The sequence below is a fragment of the Gymnodinialimonas sp. JB5-7 genome, from assembly GCF_055693405.1.
This window is the reverse complement of sequence record NZ_JBVFUX010000012.1, coordinates 1,884,156-1,898,897: the sequence shown is the minus strand read 5'-3', so window position 1 is coordinate 1,898,897 and position 14,742 is coordinate 1,884,156. Positions and strand designations below refer to the sequence as shown.

15 protein-coding genes, 1 tRNA gene and 2 pseudogenes are annotated in these 14,742 nt (G+C 60.8%); 6 read left to right on the top strand and 12 right to left on the bottom strand.

Annotated features, from left to right (window positions below; translation table 11 throughout):
• Positions 1-10 precede the first annotated feature (10 nt).
• From trpB to ACZ1HK_RS18070, 9 genes and pseudogenes are all read right to left on the bottom strand, one after another.
• Positions 11-1,241: pseudogene (gene trpB / locus ACZ1HK_RS18110) on the bottom strand (tryptophan synthase subunit beta).
• A gap of 150 nt (positions 1,242-1,391) precedes the next feature.
• Positions 1,392-2,035 (bottom strand): annotated as a pseudogene (locus ACZ1HK_RS18105) (phosphoribosylanthranilate isomerase).
• Positions 2,036-2,038: 3 nt separating this feature from the next.
• Positions 2,039-2,407, bottom strand: a complete 369-nt coding sequence (locus ACZ1HK_RS18100) for a LapA family protein (RefSeq protein WP_472629863.1) — start codon at positions 2,405-2,407, stop codon at positions 2,039-2,041.
• A gap of 40 nt (positions 2,408-2,447) precedes the next feature.
• Positions 2,448-2,735, bottom strand: coding sequence for an integration host factor subunit beta (gene ihfB / locus ACZ1HK_RS18095; protein WP_472629862.1), 288 nt, complete (start codon positions 2,733-2,735; stop codon positions 2,448-2,450).
• Between the two features lie 287 nt (positions 2,736-3,022).
• Positions 3,023-3,099 (bottom strand) — tRNA-Arg (locus ACZ1HK_RS18090).
• A 92-nt stretch (positions 3,100-3,191) separates the two neighbouring features.
• Positions 3,192-3,644, bottom strand: coding sequence for a GNAT family N-acetyltransferase (locus ACZ1HK_RS18085; RefSeq protein ID WP_472629861.1), 453 nt, complete (start codon positions 3,642-3,644; stop codon positions 3,192-3,194).
• Complete coding sequence (locus ACZ1HK_RS18080) at positions 3,644-3,955, bottom strand: ETC complex I subunit (RefSeq protein ID WP_472629860.1); 312 nt, start codon at positions 3,953-3,955, stop codon at positions 3,644-3,646. Before ACZ1HK_RS18080 ends, ACZ1HK_RS18085 begins: the two co-directional genes overlap by 1 nt.
• 139 nt (positions 3,956-4,094) lie before the next feature.
• Positions 4,095-5,147, bottom strand: coding sequence for a hypothetical protein (locus ACZ1HK_RS18075; RefSeq protein WP_472629859.1), 1,053 nt, complete (start codon positions 5,145-5,147; stop codon positions 4,095-4,097).
• Between the two features lie 208 nt (positions 5,148-5,355).
• On the bottom strand, positions 5,356-6,435 hold the full coding sequence (locus tag ACZ1HK_RS18070) for a hypothetical protein (RefSeq protein ID WP_472629858.1): 1,080 nt from the start codon (positions 6,433-6,435) through the stop codon (positions 5,356-5,358).
• Positions 6,436-6,914: 479 nt separating this feature from the next.
• On the opposite strand from ACZ1HK_RS18070, the gene uvrB reads away from it, so the two are divergent.
• Positions 6,915-9,110, top strand: coding sequence for an excinuclease ABC subunit UvrB (gene uvrB / locus ACZ1HK_RS18065; RefSeq protein ID WP_472629857.1), 2,196 nt, complete (start codon positions 6,915-6,917; stop codon positions 9,108-9,110).
• Between the two features lie 3 nt (positions 9,111-9,113).
• On the opposite strand, the gene ACZ1HK_RS18060 is transcribed toward uvrB, so the two are convergent.
• On the bottom strand, positions 9,114-9,470 hold the full coding sequence (locus ACZ1HK_RS18060) for a hypothetical protein (RefSeq protein WP_472629856.1): 357 nt from the start codon (positions 9,468-9,470) through the stop codon (positions 9,114-9,116).
• On the opposite strand from ACZ1HK_RS18060, the gene ACZ1HK_RS18055 reads away from it, so the two are divergent.
• Positions 9,457-10,326 carry a hypothetical protein gene (locus tag ACZ1HK_RS18055; protein ID WP_472629855.1) on the top strand — a complete coding sequence of 290 codons (870 nt, stop codon included), beginning with the start codon at positions 9,457-9,459 and terminating at the stop codon, positions 10,324-10,326. The genes ACZ1HK_RS18060 and ACZ1HK_RS18055 overlap by 14 nt on opposite strands.
• 162 nt (positions 10,327-10,488) lie before the next feature.
• Positions 10,489-11,064: a hypothetical protein gene (locus ACZ1HK_RS18050; RefSeq protein WP_472629854.1), complete on the top strand. Its 576-nt coding sequence runs from the start codon at positions 10,489-10,491 to the stop codon at positions 11,062-11,064.
• A 103-nt stretch (positions 11,065-11,167) separates the two neighbouring features.
• Here ACZ1HK_RS18050 and ACZ1HK_RS18045 read toward each other — a convergent pair whose 3' ends face one another.
• Positions 11,168-11,521: an MmcQ/YjbR family DNA-binding protein gene (locus ACZ1HK_RS18045; RefSeq protein WP_472629853.1), complete on the bottom strand. Its 354-nt coding sequence runs from the start codon at positions 11,519-11,521 to the stop codon at positions 11,168-11,170.
• An 80-nt stretch (positions 11,522-11,601) separates the two neighbouring features.
• Between ACZ1HK_RS18045 and ACZ1HK_RS18040 the strand changes: the two genes are divergently transcribed.
• From ACZ1HK_RS18040 to ACZ1HK_RS18030, 3 genes are all read left to right on the top strand, one after another.
• On the top strand, positions 11,602-12,036 hold the full coding sequence (locus tag ACZ1HK_RS18040; protein WP_472629852.1) for a hypothetical protein: 435 nt from the start codon (positions 11,602-11,604) through the stop codon (positions 12,034-12,036).
• A 47-nt stretch (positions 12,037-12,083) separates the two neighbouring features.
• A complete protein-coding gene (locus ACZ1HK_RS18035; RefSeq protein WP_472629851.1) occupies positions 12,084-12,638 on the top strand; it encodes a hypothetical protein in 555 nt (184 codons plus the stop codon).
• Between the two features lie 207 nt (positions 12,639-12,845).
• On the top strand, positions 12,846-13,058 hold the full coding sequence (locus tag ACZ1HK_RS18030; RefSeq protein WP_472629850.1) for a hypothetical protein: 213 nt from the start codon (positions 12,846-12,848) through the stop codon (positions 13,056-13,058).
• Positions 13,059-13,336: 278 nt separating this feature from the next.
• Here the strand turns inward: ACZ1HK_RS18030 and ACZ1HK_RS18025 are convergent, their stop codons facing one another.
• Positions 13,337-14,701 (bottom strand): polysaccharide biosynthesis/export family protein, encoded by a 1,365-nt coding sequence (locus ACZ1HK_RS18025; protein WP_472629849.1) that lies wholly within the window; start codon positions 14,699-14,701, stop codon positions 13,337-13,339.
• Positions 14,702-14,742 lie beyond the last annotated feature (41 nt).

Here is a 14,742-nt window from a genome sequence, read left to right as displayed (position 1 = left end):
TCTGACCGGCTCAGGCCTCGGTCATGTCCCAGCCAAGGGCACGCGCGACAGTGAATATATCTTTGTCGCCCCGTCCACACATGTTCATGACCAGCAGGTGATCCTTGGGCAGGTCCGGCGCGATCTTGGCCACATGGGCCAGGGCGTGCGACGGCTCTAGCGCGGGGATGATGCCTTCGGTCTCGCACGACAGCTGGAAGGCCTCCAGCGCTTCCTTGTCGGTGATCGAAACATATTGCGCGCGGCCAATTTCGTGCAGCCAGGCATGTTCCGGCCCGATGCCGGGGTAGTCGAGACCCGCGCTGATCGAATGGCCTTCAAGAATCTGGCCATCATCATCTTGTAGAAGATAAGTCCGGTTGCCGTGCAACACGCCCGGGCGTCCGCCGGTCAGGCTGGCGCAATGCTCCATCTTTTCGTTCACACCGTGGCCCCCGGCCTCAACGCCGATGATGTTGACGTCCTTGTCGTCGAGGAACGGAAAAAACAGGCCCATCGCGTTCGAGCCACCGCCGATCGCCGCGATGATCGTGTCCGGCAGACGGCCCTCCGCGGCCATCATCTGCTCCTTGGTTTCCTTGCCGATGATCGCTTGGAAATCGCGAACCATCGCAGGGTAAGGATGCGGGCCTGCGACAGTGCCAATGCAGTAGAACGTGTCGCGCACATTGGTCACCCAATCGCGCAAGGCGTCGTTCATCGCGTCTTTCAACGTGCCACGCCCGGAGGTCACCGGCACAACTTCGGCCCCGAGCAGCTTCATGCGGAACACGTTGGGCGCCTGACGCTCCACATCCGTGGCGCCCATATAGACCACGCACTTCAAGCCGAACTTGGCACAGACCGTAGCCGTGGCGACCCCATGCTGGCCCGCGCCGGTTTCCGCGATGATCCGGGTCTTGCCCATGCGCCGCGCCAGGATGATCTGGCCGAGCACATTGTTGATCTTGTGCGCGCCCGTGTGATTGAGCTCATCCCGCTTGAGGTAGATCTTCGCGCCGCCCAGACCGCTCGGTCAGACGTTCGGCAAAGTAGAGCGGGCTGGGACGGCCCACGTAGTGCGTCCACAGATCATGCATCTCGGCCCAGAAACTGTCGTCGGTCTTGGCGAATTCGTACTGCTTCTCCAGCTCAAGGATCAGCGGCATCAGCGTTTCCGAGACAAACCGCCCACCAAAATCGCCGAAACGACCCTTTTCATCGGGGCCGGTCATGAAGCTGTTCAATAGATCGTCCGGCATATCGTCACTCCCTGCGCTCGAAACGCGCCTCGTCGTCCATTGGTCTTAAATACCTTGGGGGACGCCCATTGGAAGCGCCATTGGTCCGAGCGACAATGGCGTCGGGGCAAGGCCCCCGGGCGGTCGACGCGCAAAGCGCGGCGAAATCCCTCAGGAGGCTAGCGCATCGGCAAAGGCCCGCATAAGGCCCGGGTCCTTCACGCCAGGCTCAGACTCAACGCCCGAGCTCAAATCCACCTGTCGCGCGCCCGTTTGCGCCGTGGCCTGTGCTACGTTCTCAGGCGTCAGCCCCCCGCTAGCATCCACGGCACCGTCCAGTATTTGCGCGCCTTCAACAGGTCCCAATCAAACGCCGCCCCGTTGCCGCCTGGCAGATCGGCTCCTTTTGGCGGCTTGGCATCAATCAGAAGCTGGTCGGCAACCTCGGCATATCTGTCGATCGCCGCCAGATCCGCAGCCGCACGCACGCCAATGGCTTTCATCACCGGAAGACCGTAGCGCGCCCGCACCTCAGACACCCGCTCGGGCGTCTCGGCCCCATGGAGTTGCAGCATATCGAGGGGAACAGTGGCCGTCAGCGCATCGAGGAACGCATCATCGGCGTTCACCGTCAGCGCAACCTTCGCGATCCCCGGCGGCACGTCGAGTGCCAGGGCGCGGGCCGTGTCGAGCGAGACATTGCGCGGCGATTTTTCGAAAAAGACAAATCCCACATAACGCGCGCCAGCATCGACCGCGGCGGACACGTCAGATGGGCGGCTCAGGCCGCAGAACTTGATTGCAATGTCAGCCATGGATCAGCGGGCAGTATCGGCTTGGTCGAGGATGGCCAGCACATCGTCCTGGGTGTCCGACGACCGGCCCTTCATCTGCGCCACTTCCTGATTCAGACGTTGTGCCTCGCGGCGTTGGGTCTTGGCCTCGGCCCGGTAGCGATACTCGCGCAGCCATTCCCAGATGAAACCCACGATGATGCCAATCAGCAGGGCGCCGACCACAACGAAGATCAATTGCGTGGTGTAGACGTTGGGAATGCCGATGGCATTGGCTAGCGCGTCCGGCATCAGGCGAACCGTAACCGGCTCATTATTGGCCAGAAACAACAGAACCAATGCGACCGCTACGATCACGAGAAAAAGGATTTTCAGATACCGAAAGATTGCCATCTCACACCCCTAAGCCGAACCCGACCCAAGGTCGGGAAAGTCACCCGTCGTGACCGTTCAGCCGATCGCGTAGCAGCTTCCCGGCCTTGAAGAAAGGCACATGCTTTTCTTCCACCGAAACGCTTTCGCCCGTCCGCGGGTTCCGGCCCACGCGGGCGTCCCGCTTCTTGACCGAGAACGCGCCGAAGCCGCGTAGCTCGACGCGGTTGCCATCGGCCAATGCGTCGATGATTTCTTCGAAGATCGCGTTGACGATCCGTTCCACGTCCCGCTGGTACAGATGCGGGTTTTCCTCGGACAGCTTTTGGATCAGCTCGGAGCGTATCATAGATCATCCCCATTGATCTTCGTCAGGTCTCGGGCACGCCCGATAGTCCGACACTATATGCACATCACGCGACGGTGAATACTCTAAAGCAGACAATTTCACCCGTAAGAAGCGGCCAAATCCCTGTTTCCAAGCGGGATTTCGCCCTTGATGCGCTAAAGTGCACCTCTCGGAGGGGCCGAAACCCGGTTTCGCTCAATCCGATTCGGGCAGGGAATGACCTGGCATCTGGCGTATCGGGACTCACTGCGTGAGGCCCTGCCAGCCGCGCGTCCCGGAGTGACGCTTGGCGGGCCCAGAAGGACTCGAACCCTCAACCTGCCGATTAGAAGTCGGCTGCTCTATCCAGTTGAGCTATGGGCCCGCTATGCCCGGGTTTAGCGAAGGTCGGAAGGGGCGTCCACGGGTCCGTTTCGGGTGTCGTGAACCTGTAATTATTTTGTAGTGCATCTGTAACTACAGCGTACGGCACATAAAGACGCTTTCGGCATCCTCGACATAATCGCCAAAGGGCGGGCAATAGTCGAACCCCGCTCTCTCATAAAGCGTGCGCGCCGCGGCGTGATGGTCTTTCGAGCCGGTCTCAAGATACATCGCCCGCGCACCAGACGCCCGGCCCACGTCGATCAGATGATCAAGGATAAGGCGCGCCACACCACGCCCGCGCGCCTCGGCCAGCGTGTGCATGGATTTCAGCTCAACATCATCGCCGAAAGGCTTCAGCGCCCCGATGCCCAGAACCTTTTCGCCATCGCGCAGGCAATAGAGTGACGCGCCGGACGCGCGCAACTCCTCCGCCGTCAACACATGGCAGCTTTCCTCAGGCGATTGGGATCGCATCAGCGCGTAGTGGCGATCAAGAATGGCGGTGACCCCGGCATCGGGGTGGTCCACCCGCTCGACGATCATCAATGCGTCCATGCACCGCGACGGTTGGTGGCGAAATTGTCGCCGTAGCCACCGGGCCGCACATTGGGCTTGCGGACTTTAGGCTTGGTCACAACCGCTTCGATCCCATGGTCCTTGGCGTAGTCCTGCGCAGCTTCAAGGCTGTCGAACCGCAGACGCACCTGGCTGTCCATGTCGCCGGACGAGGTCCAGCCCATCAGCGGATCAATCGAGCGCGCCTCGGCCGGCGCATATTCCAGCACCCATTGCTTGGTCTTGGCCTGCCCGGAAGACATGGCAGATTTTGCAGGTTTGTAGATACGTGCACGCATCGGTCGGGCCCCATGGCTGGTCGTTCACCGCGTTATGCGAAGGAACGACCGGCTTGGCAACGGGAATGGTGTCGCGGCACAGGCCAAGTTCAGCACCTAAGCCGCACCCAAAGCCCACGCCCCGCGCCTGCTGACCGGATCAAGCGGCCTTTTGCGTATGCGGGAACACGAAATTCGCCATGTATTTGTGGCCGGGCACAATATGAGCGAAGGGAAACTTCGCCATGAACCGATGGCCGGGCACGAGATGCCCAAACGGGAATTTCGCCATGAACTTGTGGCCCGGCACCAGGTGCGCGAACGGGAACTTCGCCATATAGCCTTTGCCGGGCACCAGATGCGCGAACGGGAACTTCGCCATGAACTTGTGGCCGGGCACGATGGCATTCGTCCCCTGCTCTCCATCAATCAAAAGCGGGAAGGGCCAGTTAGCCATGCGCGCATGTCCCGGCACCAAATGGCCAAAGGGGAACTTCGCCATGAACTTGTGACCCGGCACGAGATGCGCAAACGGGAACTTCGCCATGTAACCCTTGCCGGGGACCAGATGGGCAAACGGAAACTTCGCCATGAAGCGATGGCCGGGCACCAGGTGAGCAATCGGGAACTTCGCCATAAAGCCGTTGCCGGGCACCAACAGGCCAAAGGGGAACGCGCCGTACCGCGGCTTTTCGGGGGCCACAAGGCCGATGGGCCAACTCGCCATCCGCGCATGTTTGGAAAAGATCGAAACCTCGGACGGCTTGCCACGGCTGAGCAGCGGAATGGGCCAATTCGCCATGTGGAAGGTCTTGCTATCGGGATCACGCGGCTTGGTCAGGAACCTTGGGTGATCCGTGAAGATGCTCGACATCGGTTCGCGCACCTCGTCGGGGACCGAGACTTCTTCGACCAATTTCCCCAGATCCACCGCGCCTTCGCTGGCGGCGGCCTCTCGCGCCATGCGCGCGATGCCAAGCGGTTTGTAGCCGGCACGCACCAACAGAACCGCGCCGCCCTTGGCGAGCCGTTTCTTATATTCCTTGGCCGTTGCCGTTTCGACAGGCGCAGAGGCCAGCAGGCGATCAAGCTGATCGGTTGTTTCGGCAATCGTCACGATCTGCGACGGCGCATTGCGCATTTGTACCAATTCGTAGCGGGTGTTCTTTGCGCTCTGAACTCGGTCGAAATACCGGGTGATAATCTTGGCCATGGGCCTGCCTTTCGGATGCGCCACCGGTGCGGTGGCGTTCAAGGCGGGACCTCCGGTCTGATCCTGCTTCAGATATTAGCGTCTGGTCTGGTGCGAATTTTGGCGGGCCACCCTGTCTAGAGGCCGCCCACCGCATATTAAACGCGCTCTTTTGGGTAAGGTCCAGAATTCTTCAATTGCATGTGCAACGGTTCTCGCGGGTTCGGCACTACTCCGCCACCGGCGCAATTTCGACCCGCACGCGCATCAAATCACGGTCCAGATGGCCTGATCCGAAATTCAGCCGCGTGAAATACAGATACGCTTGCGCGCCGCTCGTATCGAAATTCTGGCCCGGTGCGTCGTGATCAATGAGGGTCGGGTAAAGATAGGTCGTCTCTGGTCCACCGGCCCGCCACGGCAGGCGCACCTCCAGCAAGGGCACGCGCGGCTCCCAGGTTACAAGATCTTCGGACAGGGCGTAGTAGAAGCCATAGGGGTTTGGCTCGCGGGACGGGTCGCTGGACGTCCCGATCAGGATGAAGCGTTCAAGTTCCGTGTTCCACGTGATGCCTTCATACATCTGCGCGATTTCCGGCAAGGCCACGGGGGTGCAAGTGGTGGCCCGGAGTTCGCGCAGATCATCGCGGTAAGGGTCCGCAAATCGGCCTTCAAACGCATAGCCATTCCAATATCGCCAGCTGTCCGGGTCCCCCAGCGTTTCTGTCCGCATAAGGCAGACATGCTGTTCCCCGAACGGATAGGTCTGCACCTTGATGAAGGCATAATACGCGCCGTCGCGCGTGATGATATTGGACGGGCTGAACGCCCCGAAAATACCTTCGTCGGGCGCATATTCTTCGGGGATATTGGCAACGAGGTGATCGGGCGCGGGAATTACCCGTTCAAACGTGGCGCCCGCATCGTCAGACCGCGCATAGGTGATCGAGTTGTACCAACACTGAAAGTATTCGGCGCTTCGGCAATCGGTGTAGCGGTTACCCTGATGTTCGTTGTGCAAAAGGGCATGGACAGTTTGCCCCTCAATCCAGGTCGCGGCGATCCATTCGACGTTGCTGAACATATCGGGCGCGCTGTTATGGGCCGAGGCCATGAGGACGGCACAGTCCAGTGTGAGATTGTCGAAATCCGGGCCCGTCATGCGCCGGGCGCTGTCATGGCTCAGGATCAGGCTGATCTGGCCTGTGTCGTCGCGAAAGGCGCGGACCGGCAGGTCAGGGATCTGGTAATCCTCGCATCGGTCGGTCGTCCAATCGAAGACCATCTCTATCTCACCCGCGATCTGCACAGGGCCATCTTGCGTCGGAATGCGTGGGGGTGGACGTCAGCCGTGGCGTGGGACGCGGCAAAGATCAGAGAGGCGAAGACGACCGAGGTGAGGCGCGGGGAAAAGCGTAAATCAAACATGCGCCGAGGCTATCACAGGGGCGCTTTTTCCACAAAACCACCTTGCACTCGGACACTCGCGATGTCGGGGAAGGTTGGTTGCCAGCCCTGGCCGAGGGAGCGAGGGGTGGGTGGGTATCGGCCGAGGGCCGGCAACCGCTTCTGCTGCTTGCCTGCTCTGGATACGCTTTTCGTGCGATACAAGCAAAGGAATAGAGTCCACAATTTCCCTTATTTTGTTAACCTTTTTGGGCATATTGGCTTAAGAATGGTTAACGCGTGGCGATCACTCCTGACAGGCCGTTGTCAGGACGTGTCAGGGCCCCCTCTTGCAGTGCGCGCGTCAGGCTCCATTCTATGGGGCAACCAAAGGGATGCCCGATGCACAACAATTCACCCGAAGCCATGCCCGAAACGGGCCGCAACGTAGACGACATCCGTGCCCGCCTGAAGATGGAAGGCGGCAAGAAATTCGTCATGCATTCGGAGTTCAGCCCCGCAGGCGATCAGCCCACTGCGATCAAGGAACTCAGCCAAGGTGTGAATGACGGTGAGCAAGATCAGGTGCTTCTCGGTGCGACGGGCACCGGCAAGACCTTCACCATGGCCAAGGTGATCGAAGAAACCCAACGCCCCGCCATCATCCTGGCCCCAAACAAGACGCTCGCAGCACAGCTTTACGGCGAATTCAAAGGCTTCTTCCCGGAAAACGCCGTCGAATATTTCGTCAGCTACTACGACTACTATCAGCCCGAGGCCTATGTCGCGCGCTCAGACACATACATCGAGAAAGAGAGCCAGATTAACGAACAGATCGACCGGATGCGCCACTCCGCCACCCGCGCGCTTCTGGAACGCGATGACGTGATCATCGTGGCCTCGGTCTCCTGCATCTACGGCATCGGCTCGGTTGAGACCTACGGCGCGATGACCCAGGACCTCTTCGCGGGGCGCGAATACAACCAACGCAAGGTCATCGCCGATCTGGTTGCGCAGCAATACCGCCGCAACGATCAGGCCTTCCAGCGGGGCACTTTCCGCGTCCGGGGCGACAGTCTGGAAGTGTGGCCTGCCCACCTGGAGGACCGCGCCTGGAAGCTGTCGTTCTTCGGGGAAGAGCTTGAAAACATAACGGAATTCGACCCGCTCACCGGCGAAAAAACCGACAATTTCGAGAAGATCCGCATCTACGCGAACTCCCACTACGTGACGCCGCGCCCGACGATGCAGCAGGCGATGAAGGGCATCAAAGCGGAGCTTCAGATGCGCCTGGATCAGCTAATCGGCGAGGGCAAGCTGCTGGAAGCCCAACGCCTCGAACAACGTACCAACTTCGACCTCGAAATGCTCGAGGCCACCGGCGTCTGCAACGGGATCGAGAACTACTCCCGCTATCTCACCGGTCGCGCGCCCGGCGAACCGCCCCCCACCCTTTTCGAATATATCCCCGACAACGCCATCGTCTTCGCGGACGAAAGCCACGTCTCCGTGCCGCAGATCGGCGGCATGTATCGCGGCGACTACCGGCGCAAATTTACGCTGGCCGAGCACGGCTTCCGCCTGCCGTCCTGCATGGACAACCGCCCCCTCAAGTTCGAGGAATGGGACGCCATGCGCCCCCAATCCGTGTTCGTGTCGGCCACGCCGTCCGATTGGGAACTCGACCGCGCGGGTGGTGTCTTCACCGAACAAGTCATTCGCCCCACCGGCCTGCTTGACCCCCAAGTCGAAATCCGGCCCGTCGACATGCAGGTCGACGATCTTCTCGATGAAATCCGCCGTGTCGCTGCCAATGGCTTCCGCGTGCTGGCCACCGTACTGACCAAACGCATGGCCGAGGACCTGACGGAATACCTGCACGAACAGGGCATCCGCGTGCGCTACATGCATTCCGACATCGACACGCTGGAACGGATCGAGATCCTTCGTGATTTGCGCCTCGGCGCCTTCGACGTGCTGGTCGGCATCAACCTGCTGCGCGAAGGCCTCGACATCCCCGAATGCGGGCTGGTCGCGATCCTCGACGCCGATAAGGAGGGTTTCCTCCGCTCCGAGACCTCGCTCATCCAAACCATCGGCCGCGCCGCGCGGAACGCCGAGGGCAAGGTCATCATGTATGCCGACAAGATCACCGGTTCCATGGAACGCGCGATGCGCGAGACCGACCGGCGTCGCGAAAAGCAGATGGCCTATAACGAGGAACACGGGATCACGCCCGAGACCGTCAAGAAGAACGTCGAAGACATCCTGATGGGCACCTACAAGGGTGATGTCGACATGAACCGCGTGACGGCAAAGGTCGAGAAACCGCTGGTCGGCGCGAACCTGCAAGCCCATCTCGACGGGCTGCGCGATCAGATGCGGAAGGCGGCGGAGAACCTGGAGTTCGAGGAAGCGGCTCGGTTGCGGGATGAGGTGAAGCGGCTGGAGACGGTGGAACTGGCCGTCGCCGATGATCCGTTGGCGCGGCAAGCGGCAGTGGAGGCTGCAGTCGAGGACTCGCAGAAGGCGAGCGGGCGGTCCACGGCTGGCAGGCCGGGTCAGCGCGGCGGGAATGTGAAGCGGCGGAAGCGGTAGGTTTCAAGAAATCTGCGCTTTGCTGCCATCGCTCTGCCCGAATTCACGCGTTTCTTGAGGGGAACGGGTAAATTCAGGGGCACCGCCATGAAGTGGGACCTTTTCGTCAGCGACATCTTCGCACGCATTATCGGCCTCGTCGGCCTCGTGGCCGCGTTGCCATGGATTGTTTATTGCTTCACGCAGGTGAAATTCTCGGGCCTGCCGATTGAGACCAATTTCGCGGTCGGGATTTCTGCCTTTCTCGTGACCTTGTCGCTTCTGTTTCTGTTGCCGAACGTCCACGACAGATCTCGTCCGGATCACGCGCCCCGGCGCCCTCAGATTTCTGATCGTCATCGTTGCCTTGGCGTGGGTCATCGTTGCCGTTTTCGGCCTGCGCGATCAGTACCTGCTCTCCCGCATGCTTGATGCACCGCCGGCCACGACGTACGTCATTGCGGCTGCGGCGGGCTTGCTTTGCATAGGCTACCTGCTGTTGATCGCCCCGTTTGGACTGGCGTGGCGCGAACCAAGGCGTGAGCACGCATTGCGGATGGAGCAGCGGGCGATCCAAGCGGCGGCAGAACAAAGTCAAAGGATGTATGCAGTCCAGTCAGAGGCTGGGGTGCAGCAATCGGTCCGTCCGGGTCCCAATGCAGTCGCTTGGCGCAAAACTGACCTTCTGGATGTCCTTCTGATGCTGCCTTTCATGGCGCTCTTGATCGCCACCATCTACGGCATGAAGTTCAGCCGAACAGCCAGTTTGCCCGATTGGAACGCGTTTGGCCAAAGCCACTGGATGGCCGGATCTGCCATTGTGTTTGTGGTGGCAATCCTTCCGATGCTTGTGGGAAGTATCTTCCGGGCACCCGTCCGCAATTTCATGCGCCCGAACAGCAATCCGCCCCACCCGGTCGTGCGCATTGTCATTGGAATTCCGATGGCGATTGCCGTTTATTTCGGTGCGGTCTGGTACGGCATTCCGTCAGCGGCGCACTATGTCGTCGATACCGCGCAAGCAACGCTTACCTATGAAGTTGAACGTGTCTCGACGTCTCGGCGTTCACGCGGATGTGCCACTTTGATTCCATCCAGTGCGCCCGATGCGTCCGTTAGTGTGTGCAATGTCTCGGGTGTTGTGGTCCAGAATCTGCGCCCCGGTGAGATCATCGAGGCCACCGGCCCGCTCAGCGCCTATGGCCACACTTTCGAGCAAGTGCGGATCGTACGGTGACGGCGCAAAGCCCACTCTTGGGCTTTCGGGCCTAATTTTTCCTGCTTGGTTGACGTTTCAGTCGTACACCGCGAACACCGGTAAGGTGGGTGAAACCCGCCATTGCGCTCCGGCCTGACTTGCATGCTACGCTCCGCCAAAGCCAACCATACGAGCCAGCCCATGCGCCCTCTCTTCCTTGCCACCCTCCTTCTCCCCACACCCGCCCTCGCCGATGACTGCGCCGACCGGCTCCGTGCGCTGCTCGCTACCGACCTCGCGGCGAACGGCCCCTACACCGCGACGAACACCAATCGCATGGCCGGGGCCGAGCAGGTCTACCGCCAGACCTTCATCTCCGACCGGCATTTCCTTGTGGAAACCGTCTCGCCCCCCGGCCAGCCCGACACGCTCCACTACAATGGCGGTGCGTGGCATTCCGACGGCGCGGGCGGCTGGACGCTCGCCTGGCAGACCGACGCAGACGAGGCTGCGGCGGGCATCGAGGCGCTGCGCCAGAGCCTTGCGAATGGCGTTCTGTCGGCCACTTGCACCGTCGATGGAGCGCAGGATGTGATCGTTGGGGAGGTCGGAGAGACGGCCGCCTTCGGCCCGTCGCTCACCGTCGGTTACCGCGTCGACACGGCCAGCGGGCAGGTCAAGGAGTTGAGCTACGACTACACGCTGAACGGGCTGGAGGTGCAGGCGATCTACCAGATCTCGCCCGCGCCGGAGGCTGAATTGCCGGTGCCGCAATAGCGATGCGGCCCGCCAAAACATGCTTAACCAAAAGTAAACGAAAACTGGTTTTTCACAATAATTCATATACTTAACCCCTTTGCTCAACCTTGAGCACATTCCCTCACACCCCCAATTCCGCCCGCAGCTTCTTGGTCAGCTTGCCCACCGCCATATCGTAGCTCGCCTCGATATGCTCACGCAGCGAGGCCTCGCTCATCGCGCCTGCCTCATAGACCTGCACCCACTTCATCCCGCGTGAGGCAAGGTAGGGCGCGGGACGGATCCCCGGCTGTTCAGGCAGCACTTCGAACGCCACATCGCCCACCTTGAAGGTGAAGGCATCCTCGCCTTCGTTCCAGCCGCACAAGGCAAAGACCTTGCCGCCCACCTTCCACACATCCGCATTGCCCCACTGCACCACATGGGAGGTGGCCTTCATCGCGCCGCAAAAGGCGTTGAATTCATCGCGTGTCATGGCGCCAGCCTCGCCGCTCGTCCGGTCAACTTCAAGCCAAACGGCTGGCCGTTTCGAACCATCCCGCTATCTCCTGCCAGATGAAGCCTAGTCTCTGTGCCCTCGCCTTGCTTTTCGCCTCCCCCGCCGCAGCTTGGGAGGCTGGTTTTGACGGCGCACTGTGCACCCTCACCCACGTCGAAGACGATCTGGCGATGCGGCTTACGTTCGATCCGTCCGTCCCGCTCTACACGATCACAGTCAGCGGACCCGAGCCCTGGCCGATCGCACCGGAATTCGGCATTCGTTTCGACGGGCCCCAGCCCAATACGATCCGCACGGACCGGCACGTCTTGTCGCCTGATTTGCAGAGGCTCAGCGTATCGGATCGAGGGTTCGGCAATGTCCTCGACGGGTTGCAGTTCAACGACACCGCCACCGCGTTCAGCGGGGAAGCGACCGTCACAGTTTCGCTCACGGGTGCAGCGACGGAGGTTGAGGCGTTCCGTGCCTGCGGGCTGACACCTTCGGTTTGATTTGAACTGGTAAGACTGCGTTAACCGGAATCGCGGAGGCTCATGTCATGCCAAATGATATGTCCCCAACGTCAGAACCCACCGCGCTGCCAGTTCCCTTGCTGCACCGCGCGGCACGATATGTGCAGCGCGCGGCCAGCCTCGCGGCCGACCCCGCCCTGCGGCAGGACAAGAGTGTCGAAGCCCTGGATCATCTCGCGCAGATGCAGCGGGACCTTGCGCAGACCCGGCTCCGGCAAACGCGGCCGCTCCAACGCGCCATGGACGCCGCGGTGCGTGATCTCAGCGAGATGGAGGCGGAGTTGAAAGCCGCACGGGCTATCCTGTCGGAAGCTTTTGTTCACGCAATTCCAAGCGCTGGCTCCGAGCAGCCCCTAGGTCTGGTGCCGCATGGACCCGCCTCAACTGGGCCGGTCGCGACGCACCCGGCGTCGATCTCCCGGAGCCTGGTAGATCTTGAGGCGCTGCGCCCGTTCCTAAGTGATCATGCCCTGGAACAGGCGGTTGCGCGCCACGCCAAGCAGACCGGACAGTGCGATGTGCGGGGTGTGAGCTACGCCAATCTGCCGTTGTCAGCGCGGTTGGACTGCGCGGTTTTGTAGGAAGGTGAGTCGCGAGGGCACACCGGCATTTGCAGAAATTCGCCCGCGAAATCCAATCTCGGGTCAAAAAGTTGGGCGGAATTGCGCTATATCCGCACGCTTCTTCCGCGACATCAGTTGCTCCGCTCCGCATTCGTCTATAGGCTGACGTCAACACGTTTAGGAAAATGCTAGGGCCGCAAGGCGCTTCCAACCTTGGAGACTGACATGAAGACAGCACTTCTGACCGCCGCGACCATCGTTGGTTTCAGCGCCGCAGCATCCGCACAGGGCATTGAGCCTGTTTCGACGACCTCCGAGCTCGACGTAACCGTCGGCACGCAGACCAGCATCGATCCAATTTATATCGCTGGCGCACTGGCTATTGTCGTTGGCGGTATCATCATCGCAAGCGGTGACTCGACCGACGGCACGAACTGAGCGTCTTGCTGCCGCGTCGTCACGAGCAGATCTAAACGTATCAGAATTTGATGAGCGCAGTTGCTTTTGTGGCTGCGCTCTTTTCTTTTCGTGCGGTGCGAAACGGCCGCGTTGATGGTCCTGATCCAACCTCACTGCCCATACCCGATGCGAACTGCGCAACGCGAAGCCCATCCAGTCATGCACCTGGGTTGTTCAATGGTGCCGGGGGACGTGCACGTGCTGGAGATGGGTGATCTTGCCCATGCGGGTCACCCGCGATCGTTCCCATCTGGCGATCATCTGACAGCCGCCGTTCCAAGGCCGATGATAGACGGCGTGATCTGGTCGATCACACGGTTCCAGCGTGTCACGGGCTGCTCGGCCACAAAGATCACATCACCCGGACGCAGCTCCAGCCGTGTCGCCATAACAAGGTTGGCCGCATTCGAGCCATCCAGGCGATACGCCGTCACAGCGGCCACATAGGCAGAGCTGTCCTGCGCGCGCAGTAGGTAGATTTGCGACGGATTGCCGGTGCTTTCGTTCCAGCCGCCGGCGTCGAACAAGGCATCTGCCAAGACGGCACGGTTTTCGAACGGAAGCGCAAAGCGCCCTGGCTCCCCCACTTCGCCGGCGATGTAGACATATTCCTGACCCTCTGCGCCAAGCTCAAGCCTATCGCGGAAATTCTGGCGGCTTTCTTCCAGTGCGCCGCGCCGGATCGAGACCTCTGTCGCAAGCTGGTTGATCGCATCCGCCCGGGCCGCCCGGTTGAATTCGGCGCGGGCAATGACTTCCTCGAAATAAGCCTGGGCCTGTTCGAAATCGTATGCGGTGTCGACAAAGAGGCTGTCACCATCCTGAAGACGCAAGCGTTGCAAACCCTGATCGGAATAGAGCTCGGAGGTTGGGATCTGGTACAAAGTGCCATCGCGGTAGATACGAATGACGGCAAAATCATCTGCATCAAGCGAAAGCCCCCCGACCGAGGCCAAAACTTCATCAAGATAAACAGGCGTCATGCCGACCGGAACGACGCCCGGGTTGCGCACCGCGCCACCAACAGAGATGCGCTGCGAGTTGAACTCGGCCACCTCAAGGCTGAAGGACGGATCAATGCGGGCTTCAAGCAAACGCTCGAACACGGCATCCTCGGCCTGGGCCAGGGTCAGCCCGGCGACCATGATACGACCCACATCGGGGATGGCGATGTCGCCATTGTCCTGAACGGTATAGCCTTGGCGCTGGTTCTGGGCCGCGACCAGTCCGGCCAATTCCTCGGCCGTCGACTCGCCACGTGGCGTTGCGAACAGCAAAACATCACCGACCCCGATCTGGTAGGGGCCAGGATTGGCACTGGGTGGGACGCGCACTTCCAGTGCGCCCGGACGCGCTTGTGCGTCAAATACCGGATCCGGCAAACGTTCGGCACCGCGCGGACCGCCCCCACCACCGGCAATGCGCGAAAAGGCAAGGGGCAAGTCTTGGGGAGTGTAGGGGCTGCGATTTGCGTGTGCGACGGTCGCAGGCGACAATTCGACAACCTGTACGCCATCCGATCCGGCAGCCGCAGAAATGTCGGAAGAGATATAGGCCGACCCACATGCCGCCAATGACAGCATTGCAATGCCCGCGACGACAGTTCGCAACGATACCTTCATATCACCCCCTCATGGCCCGCAGGCGGCCTAGCCGCGACTCG

Bases quoted from the DNA above. Each gene is read 5' to 3' on its own strand.
- ACZ1HK_RS18080 (WP_472629860.1), bottom strand. From the start codon at position 3,955: ATGCGTGCACGTATCTACAAACCTGCAAAATCTGCCATGTCTTCCGGG.
- ACZ1HK_RS18040 (WP_472629852.1), top strand. From the start codon at position 11,602: ATGAAGCCTAGTCTCTGTGCCCTCGCCTTGCTTTTCGCCTCCCCCGCC.
- ACZ1HK_RS18030 (WP_472629850.1), top strand. From the start codon at position 12,846: ATGAAGACAGCACTTCTGACCGCCGCGACCATCGTTGGTTTCAGCGCC.
- ihfB (WP_472629862.1), bottom strand. From the start codon at position 2,735: ATGATACGCTCCGAGCTGATCCAAAAGCTGTCCGAGGAAAACCCGCAT.
- ACZ1HK_RS18075 (WP_472629859.1), bottom strand. From the start codon at position 5,147: ATGGCCAAGATTATCACCCGGTATTTCGACCGAGTTCAGAGCGCAAAG.
- ACZ1HK_RS18050 (WP_472629854.1), top strand. From the start codon at position 10,489: ATGCGCCCTCTCTTCCTTGCCACCCTCCTTCTCCCCACACCCGCCCTC.
- uvrB (WP_472629857.1), top strand. From the start codon at position 6,915: ATGCACAACAATTCACCCGAAGCCATGCCCGAAACGGGCCGCAACGTA.
- ACZ1HK_RS18060 (WP_472629856.1), bottom strand. From the start codon at position 9,470: ATGACCCACGCCAAGGCAACGATGACGATCAGAAATCTGAGGGCGCCG.
- ACZ1HK_RS18085 (WP_472629861.1), bottom strand. From the start codon at position 3,644: ATGATCGTCGAGCGGGTGGACCACCCCGATGCCGGGGTCACCGCCATT.
- ACZ1HK_RS18100 (WP_472629863.1), bottom strand. From the start codon at position 2,407: ATGGCAATCTTTCGGTATCTGAAAATCCTTTTTCTCGTGATCGTAGCG.
- ACZ1HK_RS18045 (WP_472629853.1), bottom strand. From the start codon at position 11,521: ATGACACGCGATGAATTCAACGCCTTTTGCGGCGCGATGAAGGCCACC.
- ACZ1HK_RS18025 (WP_472629849.1), bottom strand. From the start codon at position 14,701: ATGAAGGTATCGTTGCGAACTGTCGTCGCGGGCATTGCAATGCTGTCA.
- ACZ1HK_RS18035 (WP_472629851.1), top strand. From the start codon at position 12,084: ATGCCAAATGATATGTCCCCAACGTCAGAACCCACCGCGCTGCCAGTT.